This window comes from Deinococcus gobiensis I-0, assembly GCF_000252445.1.
Lineage (GTDB): Bacteria > Deinococcota > Deinococci > Deinococcales > Deinococcaceae > Deinococcus > Deinococcus gobiensis.
Genome location: NC_017790.1, coordinates 631,200 through 646,608, shown reverse-complemented (window position 1 = coordinate 646,608; position 15,409 = coordinate 631,200). Strand labels below are relative to the sequence as shown.

The following is a 15,409-nucleotide window of genomic DNA, read 5'->3' as shown; positions in this document are numbered from 1 at the left end:
CTCCTTTCCCGCGCCGGTGCGCCGGGGGTCGTGTCTCGTCTGGCCTGCGGTCCCGCTGTGTGTCCACCATAGCGCCCTCTTCGCCAGCGCGGCGCGGCAAACCGACTGACCCGATTTCCACCACGTTGTCTAGATAGGTATTGGACATGTCCAGGACGGCACAAATCATTTGTAAGGCGGCAGTCAGATACGGGCTGCGCAACTTTGCGGCTCCCCGGCGGAGGGCGGCGGTATACTTTCCCGCGTCAGTCTCCCTCTTCCGCGCGCAGCCCTCCTGCGTCCGCGCTGCCCCCGGACCTCCGGCAAGCCTCCCCTCAAAAAGGTGGAACACCCATGCCCGAATATCTGTCGCCAGGCGTATACATCGAGGAGATGTCCTCGGGTCCCCGACCCATCGAGGGCATCAGTACGACCACGGCCGCCTTCATCGGCTTCGCGCCGAGCGGTCCGGCCAACACGCCCATCTTCATCGCCAACTGGTCGCAGTACCTCGAGACCTTCGGCTCGCGTGAGGCCGACGGCACGGTCAACCCGCACATGCCGGGCACCTACATGTCGCACTCGGTCTACGGCTACTTCAACAACGGGGGCACGCGCTGTTACGTGACCCGCATCGTGCCGCCCAACCGCGCCAAGGACACCGGCAAGACGGTGGACATGCCCAAGACGCTGCAACTGTCGTCGCGGGCTTCCAAGGCGCTGCCCGCACTGACGGTGGGCGTCAAGGGCCAGCCCGTGAGCGACGTGAACGTCGAGGTGCAGCCTGCCGTGCCCACCGAGCAGGACCCCACGCCCGCCGACGGCGTGTTCACCCTGCGCGTGCGGCTCGACGACAAGGAAGAGACCTTCGAGAACGTCTCGATGGCCAAGAAGCACCCGCGCAACGTCGTCGAGGTGGTCAACCAGCACAGCCAGATCATCGAGATCCTGGAGCAGAGCACGGCCGGCGCCCTGGCCGAGCGCGTGCCGGAATTCGGCGGCTTCACCATCCACTCGGCCTTCGCGCCGACCGACACGAGCATCGTCCTCCAGAGCAACCACTTCGTGGGCAGCGTGCACGACCGCTCGGGGATTGAGGGGATGGAGGTCGCCGAGGACGTGTCCATGCTGTGCGCCCCCGACCTGATGAGCGCCTACCAGAACGGCCTGATTGACGAGGACGGCGTCAAGGCCGTGCAGCGCGCCATGATCGACCACTGCGAGCGCAACCGCAACCGCGTGGCCCTCATCGACCCGTTGCCCGACCTGAATCCGCAGCAGGTCAAGCGCTGGCGCGAGCACGAGTCGAACTTCGATTCCTCGTACGCCGCGCTGTACTACCCGTGGATCAAGATCAACGGTCCCGAGGGCCGGCCGATCCTCGTGCCGCCCAGCGGTCACATGGCCGGTATCTATGCCCGCAGCGACGTCGAGCGCGGGGTTCACAAGGCCCCCGCCAACGAGGTCATCCGCGGCGCCCTCGACCCGGCCATGCAGATCACCAAGAGCGAGCAGGACCTCCTGAACCCCATCGGCGTGAACTGCATCCGCACCTTCCCCGGCATGGGCCTGCGCATCTGGGGCGCGCGTACCCTGAGCAGCGACGCCCGTTTCCGGTACATCTCGGTGCGCCGCATCTTCAATTTCGTCGAGAAGAGCATCGAGCGCGGGACCCAGTGGGCCGTCTTCGAGCCCAACGACGACGACCTGTGGTCGAAGCTGCGCCGCGACATCACGGCCTTCCTGACCATCGTATGGCGCAGCGGCGCGCTGTTCGGCAAGACGGCGGGCGAGGCCTTCTACGTCAAGTGTGACGCCGAACTCAATCCGCCCGAGGTCCGTGACTTAGGAATGGTCATGGTCGAAATCGGAATCGCGCCGGTCAAGCCCGCCGAATTCGTGGTGCTGCGCTTCGGTCAGTACGCCGGCACCGGCCAGTAAGCGCCGCGCGGCAGACGCCGCGCCGCGCGCCCGCCGGTCTTTCCGGCCACGGCGAAAAGGCCCTCACCCTTTTTTCCGCCCTCATTCCCCGGCCCCCGCGCATCCCTGATTCCGGGGCCGGACCACAGGAGGCAAGGACATGACCCAGCCCGTACACAAAGACCCCTTGGTGGCCGCCTACTTCGCGGTCGACTTCCAGAACGGCGTGGTCGGCGCGTTCCGCGAGTGCAACGGCCTGGGCAGCGAGAGCCAGGTCGTCGAGTACCGCGCCACCGACGCGCGCGGCAAGCCGATCCTGATCCGCGAGCCGGGCACCATGAAGTACACCGACATCGTCCTCAAGCGCGGGATCACCGACAGCATGGACATGTGGCAGTGGCGCAAACAGGTCGAGGACGGCGACATCGAGGGCGCGCGCCGCAGCGGCACCATCACGCTGTACAACCAGCGCGGCGAGGCCATCGCCCGCTGGAACTTCGAGCGCGCCTGGCCCCAGAAGCTCAACGGCCCCACCTACGATGCCAAGACCAACGAGGTCGCCATCGAGGAACTGACCATCACCCACGAAGGGTACAAGCGCGTTCAGTAAAGCGGCGCGCAGGGCGGGGCAGGGGCGGGTCGCGGCGCAGCAGGGCCGCGTGCCCGCCCCCTTACGCTGAAGCCCCGGCTCCCGGCGCGCGGAGGGCACGATGACCTACGGTTCCCTGACAGCCGCCCCGGCGGCGCTGCACGAATTCGCCCTGCCCCTGGGCTACGCCGACGCGGCCGGGCGGACGCACCGCCGGGGCCTGATGCGCCTGGCGACGGCCTTCGACGAGATCGAGCCGCTGGGCGACCCCCGCGTACGCGACAACGAGGCGTATCTGGGCCTGCTGCTGCTCAGCCGGGTGGTGGTGCGCCTGGGCGACTTCTCGCCGGTGCCGCCCGAGGTGATCGCCGGGCTGTACACCGCCGATTTCGCGTACCTCCAGGGACTGTACCTCGAACTGAACACGGCCCTGAGTCTGTCGCCGGCCGCCGCGCCTCTGTCCCCGCCGACGGTTCCCGCAGCGCCGCCGGCCGCCACACCTTCCGGCGGCACCGTCGAGACGACCTGCCCGCACTGCGGCACCGACCTCCTGCTCGACCTGTCGGGGGCCTGAGCGCAGGAGCGTCAGCGGGAGCGGCCGGGCGGCAGGTCCTGGCAAGGAGAACTCCATATGGCCGAAACCTCTTCTTCAGCGTCCGGACCCGGAGCCCAGCCCACGGGCGGCCGGGTGGTCGCGTCGTCGGTCCGGGCCACGTCCATCGATATCGAGCAGCTCGCCGACCGGGTCTACCGCCTGATGCGCGAGGACCTCCAGTTGCAGCTGCGCCGCGCGGGCCGGAGGTGAAACGATGAGTTTCGGAAATAAAGCCGGCGGCCCAGGCCGGACCTCCAGCTACGTCAAGCCGGTCGCCAACGCGTCGAGCCGGTACTACGTCACCGTGGACAACATGCCCAAGGCCGTGTTCTCGGAAGTCAGCGGTCTCCAGATGGAAACCGAGCTGTTCGAGTACCAGGAGGGCGGCAACAACGGGTACGTGTACCGCCTGCCGGGCATCACCAAGGCGGGCAACGTGACCCTCAAGCGCGGGGTGGCGCGCGACAACGAGCTGTTCAAGTGGTACCAGCGGGTCGCGCGCGGCGTGATGGACCTGCGCTCGGTGACCATCACGCTCTACGCCACGCAGGACGCGCAGCCGGTCGTGACCTGGGAACTGCTCAACGCCTTTCCCTGCAAGTGGACGGGGCCGCAACTGGCCGCCGGCACCGACGCCGTCGCCATCGAGACCATAGAACTGGCCCACGTGGGCATTCTGGCCGTGGAATAAGCCCGGCATGTCGGGGCACCGGCCCCTGGGGAGGAAACGCATGAGGTCACCGACGATGCAGAGCCGCGCCGAACTGCTGCGGCACTACCGCGAGCATTTCACGGTGCTGTTCGGCACCCAGCGGCCCGCCGCGCCGGTGCCGTCAGGCTTTGGGGAACAGGGGCGGCGGACGGTGCCCGGTGCCGCTCTGCCTGCGGTGCCCGTGCCCGTGCCCTCGCCTGCATGGGGAGTCGCCGCTGCCCCAGTTGCCGCCCCCCGCCGGGTCCAGGCCCGCCTGAAGCCAGGGCAGGCCGAACTGCCGACCGCCGAGTTACCGATTCCCTGGCCCGGCGTACCTGCTCTGGAGCAGGCCCCCGTCATTCCGGGACTGACCAACGCTGTCAGGGCAGAAGATGGATTCGAACCCGGCCCGGCCCTCCCGGCCCAGGAAGGGGTCTGGACGGCCCCGGAGGAGCTGGGTGGAGGAACCGGGCTCTCGCCTGCCGAGGTCAACCGGCTGTTGGACGCGGCTGGAGAAGTCTGGACCGCGCCGCCCGAGGCTCCCGTGGCCGGGCCGGGGTCGGCGCCGCGTGTGCAGGAGGCGGGTGCCGACCTGGCCAGTTCCGGCCCGGCGACCTTCAATCCGGCGACAGGGCAGCTCGATTTCCGCAGTCTGCTGGCCTACGGCAGCGCGGCCGAGCAGCCGTCCGGGACGCCCAGCCCTGTGCCCGACAGGCAGCCTGATCGGCCCATTCCAGCGCCCCCCTCCGCTGCCGCTGTTCCGGCGATGCCCACCGCTCCCCTGCCGGCGGTGCAGAACCGGCCGGTAGAAGGCCCACCCGTGCAGGCCGAGCCTGTCGTTTCCCCGGCCGCGCCGGAGGTGGTCGTCGGCGCCAGTGCCGTTCCGGAAGCGGCGACCATAGCGGCGACCACATGGCCCGGGGTCGCGGCACTGACCGAAGTCGTCACGCCACCGGCCGCTTCAGCGGCCTCTTCGGAGACTCAAGAAGCTCCGGAGGCCCCGGCGCTCCTGGAGCCGCCTCCAGCGGATTTCGTGTCGCCCGCGCAGGACGAGACGACGCGCCGTCAGGTCCGCGACCATCTGCCCATGTCCGAGGGCGGCGCGCAGCTGAGCCTGCCGCGCCGCCCACGGCCGGTGCCGATCCAGGCGGCGAAGGCGGCGGAACCGGAACCGGAAGCGCCGGTGCACAGCCCGGAGCAGGCGCAGAGCTATCTGGCGCGGCTGAACCGGATGATCGAGCGGGAGAACGAGGGAACGAGCGAGGCGAGGCCACTGTCGCTGGCCGAACTGCTGACCTGGCAGAAGCCCGACCGCCCCCCAGGTGTGGCCGACGACGAGACAACCGCCGCGCAAAGCCCGGTGGCGGTGCCGGAGCAGCCGTCACGGGAACAGCGAGTGCCGGATCAGACGGCCCCGGTGGCCGAAGACTCTGTGCCTGTCGAGCAGGGGGCTGCGCCTGTCCAGGCCACGTCTGGAGAAACTCGACCTGTCGAGCGGGCTCCAGAGGGAGAGGCGGTTGCGGAGGGGCGCACCGTGCCCACGGCGCCAGTCAGATCGGCCGAACCCGTCCAGATGCCCCCCCAGACGCCGCGCCCGTCCCAGACGGAGTCGCGGGCACAGCCGGAGACTCCGGCAGCCATCCCAGAAACGGCCCCGGAGGCCCCGGCGCTCCTGGAGCCGCCTCCAGTGGATTTCGTGTCGCCCGCGCAGGACGAGACGACGCGCCGTCAGGTCCGCGACCATCTGCCCATGTCCGAGGGCGGCGCGCAGCTGAGCCTGCCGCGCCGCCCACGGCCGGTGCCGATCCAGGCGGCGAAGGCGGCGGAACCGGAACCGGAAGCGCCGGTGCACAGCCCGGAGCAGGCGCAGAGCTATCTGGCGCGGCTGAACCGGATGATCGAGCGGGAGAACGAGGGAACGAGCGAGGCGAGGCCACTGTCGCTGGCCGAACTGCTGACCTGGCAGAAGCCCGACCGCCCCCCAGGTGTGGCCACCGGAGACGCCTCGGAAGACGGGGCGCGGCCACCATCCGATCAGCCTCCCGATACGGTGAGCGGGCCGGAGGCGTCGCCTTCGGTAGTGGGAGGGCCAGAGGCCGCCGGTCGCCTGTCACCGGCCGGTCTGCCTGAAGCGGGACCGTCTGCGCCGCTGCGCCCCGAACCAGACGGAGAGTCTTTAGCGGCGTCGGCTGACGCCTCTCCGGCCGTGCCTCCCCAGGACGGGAGAAGCCCGCAGATCGGCCGTCCTGCCCTTCCGGCGGAGGCTCCCCGTCCCCAGGTCGCCTCCCCAAAAGAGAGCGGCGGCGCGGGAAACGTCGCCGGTCCTGAACAGTTGCCCGCGCCGCTGGCGGCTCCCGCGCCTCAGCCCGCCACTCCGGTGTTCCCACTTCCGGAAGCTGCTCCGCCGCAGGTTTCCGTAACCTCCCTGTCGCGAGAATCGGGTGAGCGGGTTTCCGGGCAGAGCGCTGCGGTTCCCCCTGCCGAAGAGGCTTTGCCTGTCGCCCCGAGCACAGGGATGCCAGTCGAGGTGGAAGCACAGGATGCTCCGCACAGAGAACCTCGACTGCTCCCGGATACGGCCCGGGTACAGCGTGCGGGAAGCCCGACTGAGGCGGTCTCGCCGGCCATTCCGAAAGACGTGGCAGACGAGAAGGGTGCCCAGCCCGCTTCGGCGCAGCCTGCCCCTATGTCGCCGGTCTCCGCGCCTGTCTCCAGCAGGTCCGAGAGACGTCCGGGCGAGCCAGGGCCTTCTCTCCAGGTGGAAGCACCTGAGATGTCGGTACGGCTTGACCGTCCGGAAAGCCTGCCCCAGCCCCGAGGGATGACCGTGGCTGAGGCTGACCAGAGTCCTGCCGCGCCGCTTTCCCCCACCGGGGCCGAGCCGGAAAGAGTCCCGTCCCGAGCGGATTCTGGCGGGGAACGGGGGCCCGAATCGGCGTCAGTGCGTGCCGATGTACCCGCGGATTCGTCCGGGCCAGCGGACCTGCCCCCTGTGCCCCGTCCACTCGGCTCAGCCACGCCTTTTCCTGTCGCCGTGCCGTCTCCCATCGAGACGCCAGGGCCTGTGCTCCGGCCAGCCGAGGAAGCCGCGTCGCCGGGCCCGACGCCCGTCATCGGGAGCGCGCCGGGGGTGAATACGGCCGGGCCCGGCGAGCCGCCATCGGCCCCGCCGGGGGCCGGTCCGGTGCCGGCTCCCAGCCCGCGCTCGATACTGCCGACTTCTCCGGATACCTGGCCGGAAGGTGCCGTGCCGACAGCGCCGGGTCGGGCCGGGGGACCAGTTCCGGCCATGCCGGTTCAATCTTCCGGGGAGTTGATCTTCCCGCCCAGCCCGGGTGTGCCTGCACCGGTACCGCTGGCCGCTGCTCTGCCCGTCTGGCCGCCTCTGTCGCCTTCGGAGCCGGGCGTCCCGCTGCTCCCGGTCCCTGAACCACAGGCCACACGGCCGCTCTCTATCCCAGCCCGACGGGCTGCTCCTGTGGTGACCGAAGCGCAGGCCAGTCCGCCTCCCCCGGTGCCCGACTCCTCCGCCCCGGCCCAGCGCCTGGTGGCCCAGGCCGCCCCGGTCCAGTCCCTCGCAGGGCGTCTTCCCGTCCCGGCCGCCTCTATGGCGCCGTCGCCCGCGCTTCAGGCCGAACAGGTTGTGGCAGGTCCACCCGCCGGTCAACCGGGGAGCAGTGCCCCGGCTCCCCAGGGACCGGCCCCGGCCCCCCTCTCGGCCCCGGTGTGGCCGACGGAACAGTCGGCGCAGCCCCGTCCCCTGACCGGCGTGGGCGAGGCGGCCGCTCAGGCGACCGGGCGCGCACTCGCCCGTCCCGAGGCGCGCGAGCCGCTGCCGCTGGGCGCGCAGGCGGTCCTGAGTCGTGCGCTGGGCGCGGACGTGGGCCATGTACGCCTCATCCGGGACGCCCACGCGGCGGCGGCGACGGCGCAGGCGGCGGCCGACGCGCTGGCGGTGGGCGACGCCGTGCTCCTCAGCCCCGGGCAGGACCTCGCCTCGCCCCGGGGTCTGGGTCTGCTGGCCCACGAACTGACCCACATCCTGCGGGACCGCGACCCTTCCTTCGTGCCGGCGGTGCTGCGTGCGGCCCCGTCTGCCGGACCGGTCGCCCCGGCCCAGCCCCTGCCCACCGCGCCGGGGGGCAGCCCTGCCGACGAGGAGACGCTGGCCGAGCAGGTCGAGGCGAGGGTGGGGGCGCAGTCGGCCGGGCAGGCTGCGGGACAGCCGGGGCAGGCCGCGCAGGGCGTGCAGAGCCCGGCGCGCGCACCTGCCGCACCCACGCCCTGGGGTGACCTGCCGGCGCCCTGGGAACCCCTGCCCTTCTGGGACGACGCGCCGGCCACCCCGGCCCGCAGTGGTCCCCCTCGGCCCGCGCCTGTCGCGCGTTCCAGCGTGCCGGCCGGCAGTCCGGCCGCTGCGCCGGCCGCCGGCCCCGGGAGTGTCGTGCGCGCCGCGAGCACGTCCCGCTCTCCGGCCGCGCCGGCCGCTGCCCCAGCGCCGGTCGGTGGCCCAGACCCCGCGCCGCGTGGACCCGATACCGGCTCCTCACGGCGGCAGACCCGCGCGCCCGACCTCGACCGGCTGGCCGAGCAGGTGTACGCGGTCCTCAAGCGCCGCCTCGCCACCGAGGTCCGCCGTGACCGCTGAGCGCCCGCACGGCCGGGGCGGCGCATGACGGCGGGCCGCCGCANGGTCGCGCGCCGCCCCGGCGGCCGGTGGCCGAGCCGACCTGGACGGCTCCCTCGACCACGGAGGCCGTGCTGAACTTCATCCAGGCCATCGAGCTGCACCTCAGCGGGCAGGCCGACGGGCCGCTCGTCAACCCGCTGGACGACGGCCACTCGCGGTTCTCGCAGCTGGCCGGCACGCTCGGGCTCTCGGGTGTCGAGGGCGGGCTGCTGATGCTGGCGCTGGCCGGCGAGGTTCACCCGTTGCGGCTGCGGCAGTTCGTGCAGCTGCACTACGACGACCAGCCCCCGCCGCTGGGGGGCGTGACCCGCCACCTCGCGCTGAGCCTGTTCGGCGACGACGCCGGGGTGATGGGCGAGCGCAGCGCCCTGTTCACGTCGCGGTTGCTGCTGCCGGTGGCGGGCGAGCCGCAGGGCAGCCTCAGCTTGCAGGTGCTGCGGCTCGATCCGGCCGTGCTGGCCTACCTGTACGGCTCGGACGAGGTGCCGACGGAACTCGCGCCTTACGTGCAGCCGCTTCCCGACCCGGCCGGAGCGGGCGATCCGGCCGGGCTGACGGCCGCCCTGACGCGGCACCTCGCCACCGGACCGCAGGCCGCCGCGCAGCTTCACGGCGGGGATCTGGACACGCAGCTCGACCTCGCGCTGGCGGGGCTGGCGACCCTGGAGCGCCCGGTCACGCGCCTGACCCTGAACGAGTTCGTGGCGGCCGGTGAGGCGCTGGCCCGCGACCTGACGCTGTGGGAGCGGCAGGCCGCGCTGTATCCCTCGGCCTTCGTGCTCGAAGCGCACCTGAACCGGCTGGAGGCGGGCGAGGAGGCTTGGCCTGTACCCCGGCTGGAGCGGCTGGTCGCCAGCGTGGCCTCGCACCTGCGCGGACCGCTGGTGGTGCTGGCCCAGGAGCCACTGGACCTGGGGTCCGGACGGCCCGCCCTGGAACTGGAAGTGCCTCATCTCACGCGCGCCGAGCAGCGCGAGGTGTGGGCCGCGCAGCTGGGCCTGCGCCGCGCCGACCTGCCCCGCCTGGCCGAGCTGACCGACCAGTTCAGCCTCAATGCCCGCGCCATCGCCGGGCGGGCGGAGGCGGCGGCCCTGGGTGACGCCGTGTCGGGTCAGGCGGCCCGCAGCGACGACGAGAAGCTGGAGCGCGCCTGGCAGGCCTGCCGGGTCGCCGGGCGTCAGCGCCTGGGCAAGCTGGCCGAGCGCCTGACCGGCGAACCCGGCTGGGACGACCTCGTGCTGCCGCCCGAGGACAAGGCGGTGCTCTCTCAGATCGTCGAGCATGTGCGCCACCGCGCCCGCGTGTATGAGGACTGGGGCATGGGGCGCTCGCGCGGGCTGGGCATCAGCGCGCTGTTCAGCGGCCCCTCGGGTACGGGCAAGACGCTGGGGGCCGAGGTGGTCGCGCACGCCCTGAAGCTCGACCTGTACCGCGTGGACGTGTCCAGCATGGTCAGCAAGTACATCGGCGAGACCGAGAAGAACCTGCGCCAGATCTTCGACGCGGCCGACGAGGGCGGCGTGATCCTGCTGTTCGACGAGGCCGACTCGCTGTTCGGCAAGCGCGGCGACGTGCAGAGCAGCAACGACCGCTTCGCCAACACGCAGGTCAACTACCTCCTACAACGCATGGAAAGTTACCGGGGCCTGGCGATCCTGACCACCAACCTGGAGAGCAGCATGGATCAGGCCTTCATGCGCCGCATCCGCTTCACGCTCAACTTCCGCGCGCCCGAGGCCGCCGAGCGCGCCCGCATCTGGCAGCGGGCCTTTCCCGAACAGGTGGATACGGCGGCGCTGGATTACGCGCAGCTCGCGCAGATCAAGCTCGCAGGGGGCAACATCCGCTCGGTGGCGCTGAACGCCGCCTTCATGGCCGCCGCGCAGGGTACGCCCCTGACCATGCCGCTCATGCGTGAGGCCATCCGGGGCGAGTGGCGCAAGCTGGGCCGCCTGTCTCTGGACGACGCGGCCTTCGTGGGCTGGGGGCGTTAGTGGAACTTTGACCCTTCTCTGCCGACTCGTGGTGACCTCCGGCGGACCACCCTCCCACAATGGGGACATCGGCCGGGCCGAACATTCGCCTTGTGTCTATGTCTGCCGATCTGCGCCCCTGCCACAGCGCACAATCAGGCCCTGATGCCGACCTACCGTTCCAGAACCACCACCGAAGGCCGCAATATGGCCGGTGCCCGCGCCCTGTGGCGCGCGACCGGGATGGGAGAAGCAGACTTCCAGAAGCCGATCATCGCCGTGGTCAACTCCTTCACGCAGTTCGTGCCCGGCCATGTCCACCTCAAGGATCTCGGGCAACTGGTGGCCCGCGAGATCGAGGCGGCGGGCGGCGTGGCGAAGGAATTCAACACCATCGCCGTGGACGACGGCATCGCCATGGGCCACGACGGCATGCTCTACTCCCTGCCCAGCCGCGAACTGATCGCCGACAGCGTGGAGTACATGGTCAACGCCCACTGCGCCGACGCGATGGTGTGCATCTCCAACTGCGACAAGATCACGCCGGGCATGCTGATGGCGGCCCTGCGCCTGAACATTCCGGCCGTGTTCGTCTCGGGCGGGCCGATGGAGGCGGGCAAGGTCCTGCTCAAGGACACCCTGCACTCGCTGGACCTCGTGGACGCGATGGTCATGTCGGCCGACGACGCGGTCAGCGACGAGGACGTGGCCCTGGTCGAGCGTTCGGCCTGCCCCACCTGCGGGTCGTGCTCGGGGATGTTCACGGCCAACTCCATGAACTGCCTGACCGAGGCGCTGGGTCTCTCGCTGCCGGGCAACGGCTCGGTGCTGGCGACACACGCCGACCGGCAGGCCCTGTTCAAGCGGGCCGGGCACCTGATCGTGGACCTCGCCAAGCGCTACTACGAAGGCGACGAGGAGGCCGTGCTGCCGCGCAACGTCGCCACCTTCGCGGCCTTCGAGAACGCGATGACGCTGGACATCGCCATGGGCGGCTCGACCAATACGGTGCTGCATCTGCTGGCGGCCGCCCATGAAGCGGGCGTGGAGTTCACCATGGCCGACATCGACCGGCTGTCGCGCCGCGTCCCCGTGCTGTGCAAGGTGGCACCGGCCAAGAACGACGTGCACATGGAGGACGTGCACCGCGCCGGGGGCATCATGGCGATCCTGGGCCAGCTGGAGCGGGCCGACCTGCTCAACCGCGACGTGCACAGTGTCCATGCGGCCAGCCTGGTAGAGGCGCTCGAGCGCTGGGACGTGTCGCGCACGTCTGACGAGGCGACCCGGACCTTCTACCGGGCTGCGCCCGGCGGGATCCCCACGCAGCTCGCCTTCTCGCAGGCGAGGCGCTACACCGCCCTGGATACCGACCGGGAGGCGGGCGTCATCCGCAGCGCCGAGCACGCGTTCTCGCAGGACGGCGGGTTGGCCGTGCTGTACGGCAACCTCGCGGAGGACGGCTGCATCGTCAAGACGGCGGGCGTGGACGAGAGCATTCTGAAATTTACGGGGACCGCCCGCGTCTTCGAATCGCAGGACGCCGCCGTGGACGCCATCCTGGAGGGCGGCGTGCAGGCCGGCGAGGTCGTCCTGATCCGCTACGAGGGTCCACGCGGCGGCCCCGGCATGCAGGAGATGCTGTATCCCACGAGCTACCTGAAGTCCAAGGGACTGGGCAAGGCCTGCGCCCTGGTCACCGACGGGCGGTTTTCGGGGGGCTCCTCCGGGCTCTCTATCGGGCACGTGTCGCCCGAAGCCGCGGAGGGCGGCACCATCGGACTGGTCGAGACGGGTGACCGCATCGAGATCGATATCCCGGAGCGCCGCATCCATCTCGCGGTGAGCGACGCCGAACTCGCCGCGCGCCGGGAGAGACAGGACCAAGCGGGCTGGCATCCTGCCGAGCCCCGCCCCCGGAAGGTGACCGCCGCGCTGCGCGCCTACGCGAGCATGACCACCAGTGCGGCGCGCGGCGCAGTGCGGGAGATCTGAGCCTTCGAGGGCCTGGGAAGATGGATTGGCGGTCAGGTCCTCTCACGGGTCATCCGGAAAAGAGTACGGATCACGTCTGCTCCGGGGTCTATGGCGGCGTTCTCGCAGGCCTGCACCGCCATAGACCGCTCGGAGGCGGACGCGCCCGGGCGGCCACTCCCGACGGCGACCTCGTCCTTACGAGTGTCCAGGGCTGCGCGCGATGCCCAGCGAAATGGGCGCACACCCAGCCACAGCAGCGCCTGAAAAGGGAGGACCTGGAGGGAACGGGAATCCCGGGAGCCGTTTTCGAAGGGCGGGGTCCGCTCGGCGGGCACGAACATGTCGTCCGCCGTGAACCCATGGTTCCCGGTCGCGCGTCACCCCATCACGTCCCCGACGGGAGCCCTTCACGTCCCGGAGGCCACTCGCATATGACCACCGGCTGGCTCCCGCCTCGGGAATCGCCTCGCCCGTGTCACGTACTGGAGGGTGTTCATTACGTCCGGGAGGGGACGGGCTCACCCCGCCTCATGACCCGGCTTGCAGGACGCCGAACAGCCCGGCGCCGTACGCCGTCGCCAGGGCCGCCTCTGCGCCGTGATCCTGCCCTTCGCCCTCGGCGGCGTGTATACGGGCAGTGTCGAAAACCTCCGGTGCGACGTGTTCGAGCGGTGATCGAACGGGCCCTTTCCCTCCCGCCAGATCTGCCGTACAGGTCATCCGGGAACGGGGCAGGGCGAGGGCGGGGGAGTACAGGCGAGCCGATCCTTTCCGGGACCGCTGTACTCTGCTCGTTCCTGCCTGCGGACAGACCGGTCCGCTCCGCCCTAGCGCCGCATCCGGCTCATGGAGGCCTTGTCGCGCACCCGCAGCTGGAAGGTGCCGCCGGGCGCGGCGAGGTCGAGCATGACTGCCAGCGGCAGCGCGTCTCCCGGCCCGAACTCGCGGCTGATGTGCCTCAGCCGCATGCCCGCAGCCAGGGCGCGCAGCCGCAGCAGCCCCGGCTCGCGGCGCACGACCAGCCCGCGCAGGCCCTCCTCGGCGAACACGTCGGCGAGGTCCACGTCCTCCAGCGGCAGTTCGAGGTCCTGCATGGCGACCCCGCGCAGCAGCGTCACGATGACCTCGATGGGCGGCTCGGGCGGCGGCGCGGCCGGGCGGACCCGCGCGCGCGGCGGTTCGTAGGGCGTGAATACGTACAGCTGCCCCAGCGCCAGCGTTTCCTGAAGTTCCAGGAAGGTGCCCTCCGGCTGGGTGTCCTTGTGCAGCCGCAGCCGCTCGGGCTGGGCCTGGAGCCGCAGTGCCCGCCGTCCCCGCTGGGCCGCGTAGTCGCGGATGCTATTGGTGTCGCTGTTGTCCAGCACGACCTCGTCCTCGGGCGCGATGTCGGGCTGATACCGCTCCAGCACGATGCCGCGCAGCCCGGGCATCCGGAACAGCGCGCCCACGTCGCTCAGGTCGCGCCGCGCCGGGCGGCTGCGCCGGCGCCCGGTGGCGCGCTCGTGCAGCGTGATCCGCAGCGCCCGGTCCACCGACAGGGCGTAGGGCTCGAACGGCCCGCCTTCGCGCCGCCACCACAGCAGCAGCAGGAGGGGCACAGGCAGCAGCAGCAGCCACCACCAGTTGCGCCGCACCGGCTCGACCCCCACGACGGCCGGGACCGCCTGCGTCGCCGCGTTGTTCAGGCGCAGCGACGGCGCGGCCTGCTGGCCGCCGCGCAGCGTGAGGTCGGTCAGGGTCAGCTCGACCTGCTGGCCTTCGAGGAGGCTGACCACCGTGTCGGGCAGCTGCGCGGTGATCTCGCCGGGGGCCTGCGCGACCTCGACCGTCACCGGGCCGTTCACCGCCTGATAGCGCAGCACGGCCTTCTCGCCGCGTTTCAGCTCGCGCCGGAAGTCGGGGTTCAGCAGCCGCAGCGTGCCCAGGGCGGGCGGCTGGGGGGCGGGCGCGCCCGAGGGCGGCGGCGTGGTCTGCTCGAAGCGCAGCAGCAGGCGCTGTTCGCCGTCTGGCAGGTCGGCGCAGACGTAGCCCACCGACCCCGCCGGCACGCTGCCCTGGATGCCCAGCCTGACCCGGTCGCCCGCACCCTCGGGGTTCAGGATCGTGACCTGACCGCCGCCCACGTTGCCCGACTCCAGGCTCAGGCGGGTGCCCTGAGGCCGCCGGAAGGCGAAGGAGGCGTCGGGCGACACGTTCACCATGCCGGGCAGCAGCAGCGCCGAGGTGAGGTCGGGCGGGGTGTTCAGGGGCAGCTCGACCGCCTGCGCGAAGGTGGTCTGCGCGAACTGCGCCTTGACCTCGGCGGGCACCTGCACGCCCAGGCCCACGTAGTACAGCTTGTCGAAATTGCCGCGCGTGACGTTGAAGGCGGCGAGGGCCGTGGCGATGGTCGCCGCGCGGTCGGGGTTGTTGTCGATGCCGTCGGTGAGGACGTAGACGGTCGTGGCGGTGTCGTCCCGGCTCTGGAGCGAGGCGAACATGCTCTGCATGCTGGTATACAGCCAGGTGTTCGAGCCGTCGGCCCGGATGCCGTTCACGGCCCGCTCGAATTCGCCGCGCTGCGAGGGCCACGCGAAGCTCCGGCGCTGGCGCGGCCCCTTGTCGAAGGTGAGCAGCTCGACCGATCCCGGAGCCTGCGCCGCGCGCATGCCGCGCAGGATGGCCCCCTGCACCCGCGCGAAGATGTTCGCCCGGCCGTCCCCGAGGCCCTGCATGGACCCCGAGGTGTCGAGGATGAACACCACCCGCGAGCGGCTGGGCGGCGGACTGCTGGGCAGCACGCAGGCCTGCGCGGCGGCTTCGCCCAGGCTGCCCAGACACAGGGCGGCGAGCAGCGGCCCGGCGGACCGGGGGCGCGGGCGGACGAGCGGGGCCATTACGCCCGATTATGCCGTGAAGGTCCCCCGCCGTGTGACGCAAAAAGGGCGCAGGCGCCCGGCCAACCGCCCGGCCCGCGTGCGCTACAGTGGCTCCACGTCCGCCCCGACGTTTCTCC

Annotated in this window: 10 protein-coding genes; 9 read left to right on the top strand and 1 reads right to left on the bottom strand. The window is 71.3% G+C overall.

From position 1 onward, the window contains the following. The first annotated feature begins 333 nt into the window (after positions 1-333). The 9 genes from DGO_RS03020 (at position 334) to DGO_RS24590 (ending at position 13,089) form a co-directional block, all read left to right on the top strand. Positions 334-1,920, top strand: a complete 1,587-nt coding sequence (locus DGO_RS03020) for a phage tail sheath family protein (RefSeq protein ID WP_014684012.1) — start codon at positions 334-336, stop codon at positions 1,918-1,920. Positions 1,921-2,059: 139 nt separating this feature from the next. Next, entirely contained in the window at positions 2,060-2,509 is a 450-nt protein-coding gene (locus DGO_RS03015) for a phage tail protein (protein ID WP_193352025.1), read from the top strand. Positions 2,510-2,609: 100 nt separating this feature from the next. Next, positions 2,610-3,062, top strand: a complete 453-nt coding sequence (locus DGO_RS03010) for a hypothetical protein (RefSeq protein ID WP_226991428.1) — start codon at positions 2,610-2,612, stop codon at positions 3,060-3,062. A 57-nt stretch (positions 3,063-3,119) separates the two neighbouring features. Next, a complete protein-coding gene (locus DGO_RS23740; protein ID WP_014684009.1) occupies positions 3,120-3,293 on the top strand; it encodes a hypothetical protein in 174 nt (57 codons plus the stop codon). A 4-nt stretch (positions 3,294-3,297) separates the two neighbouring features. Continuing rightward, positions 3,298-3,774 carry a phage tail protein gene (locus DGO_RS03005; RefSeq protein WP_083847184.1) on the top strand — a complete coding sequence of 159 codons (477 nt, stop codon included), beginning with the start codon at positions 3,298-3,300 and terminating at the stop codon, positions 3,772-3,774. A gap of 3,643 nt (positions 3,775-7,417) precedes the next feature. Then, a complete protein-coding gene (locus DGO_RS23735) occupies positions 7,418-8,422 on the top strand; it encodes an eCIS core domain-containing protein (RefSeq protein WP_169330986.1) in 1,005 nt (334 codons plus the stop codon). A gap of 110 nt (positions 8,423-8,532) precedes the next feature. After that, complete coding sequence (locus DGO_RS02995; protein ID WP_145975234.1) at positions 8,533-10,458, top strand: ATP-binding protein; 1,926 nt, start codon at positions 8,533-8,535, stop codon at positions 10,456-10,458. A 144-nt stretch (positions 10,459-10,602) separates the two neighbouring features. Next, on the top strand, positions 10,603-12,432 hold the full coding sequence (gene ilvD / locus DGO_RS02990) for a dihydroxy-acid dehydratase (RefSeq protein WP_014684005.1): 1,830 nt from the start codon (positions 10,603-10,605) through the stop codon (positions 12,430-12,432). Between the two features lie 522 nt (positions 12,433-12,954). Beyond that, a complete protein-coding gene (locus DGO_RS24590) occupies positions 12,955-13,089 on the top strand; it encodes a hypothetical protein (protein WP_014684004.1) in 135 nt (44 codons plus the stop codon). A 152-nt stretch (positions 13,090-13,241) separates the two neighbouring features. On the opposite strand, the gene DGO_RS02980 is transcribed toward DGO_RS24590, so the two are convergent. Next, complete coding sequence (locus tag DGO_RS02980) at positions 13,242-15,290, bottom strand: vWA domain-containing protein (RefSeq protein ID WP_014684003.1); 2,049 nt, start codon at positions 15,288-15,290, stop codon at positions 13,242-13,244. Positions 15,291-15,409 lie beyond the last annotated feature (119 nt).

Excerpts from the sequence above, each read along its gene's own strand:
- DGO_RS02980 (WP_014684003.1), bottom strand. The coding sequence starts at position 15,290 with ATGGCCCCGCTCGTCCGCCCGCGCCCCCGGTCCGCCGGGCCGCTGCTC.
- DGO_RS03020 (WP_014684012.1), top strand. The coding sequence starts at position 334 with ATGCCCGAATATCTGTCGCCAGGCGTATACATCGAGGAGATGTCCTCG.
- DGO_RS03005 (WP_083847184.1), top strand. The coding sequence starts at position 3,298 with ATGAGTTTCGGAAATAAAGCCGGCGGCCCAGGCCGGACCTCCAGCTAC.
- DGO_RS23740 (WP_014684009.1), top strand. The coding sequence starts at position 3,120 with ATGGCCGAAACCTCTTCTTCAGCGTCCGGACCCGGAGCCCAGCCCACG.
- DGO_RS03015 (WP_193352025.1), top strand. The coding sequence starts at position 2,060 with ATGACCCAGCCCGTACACAAAGACCCCTTGGTGGCCGCCTACTTCGCG.
- ilvD (WP_014684005.1), top strand. The coding sequence starts at position 10,603 with ATGCCGACCTACCGTTCCAGAACCACCACCGAAGGCCGCAATATGGCC.
- DGO_RS03010 (WP_226991428.1), top strand. The coding sequence starts at position 2,610 with ATGACCTACGGTTCCCTGACAGCCGCCCCGGCGGCGCTGCACGAATTC.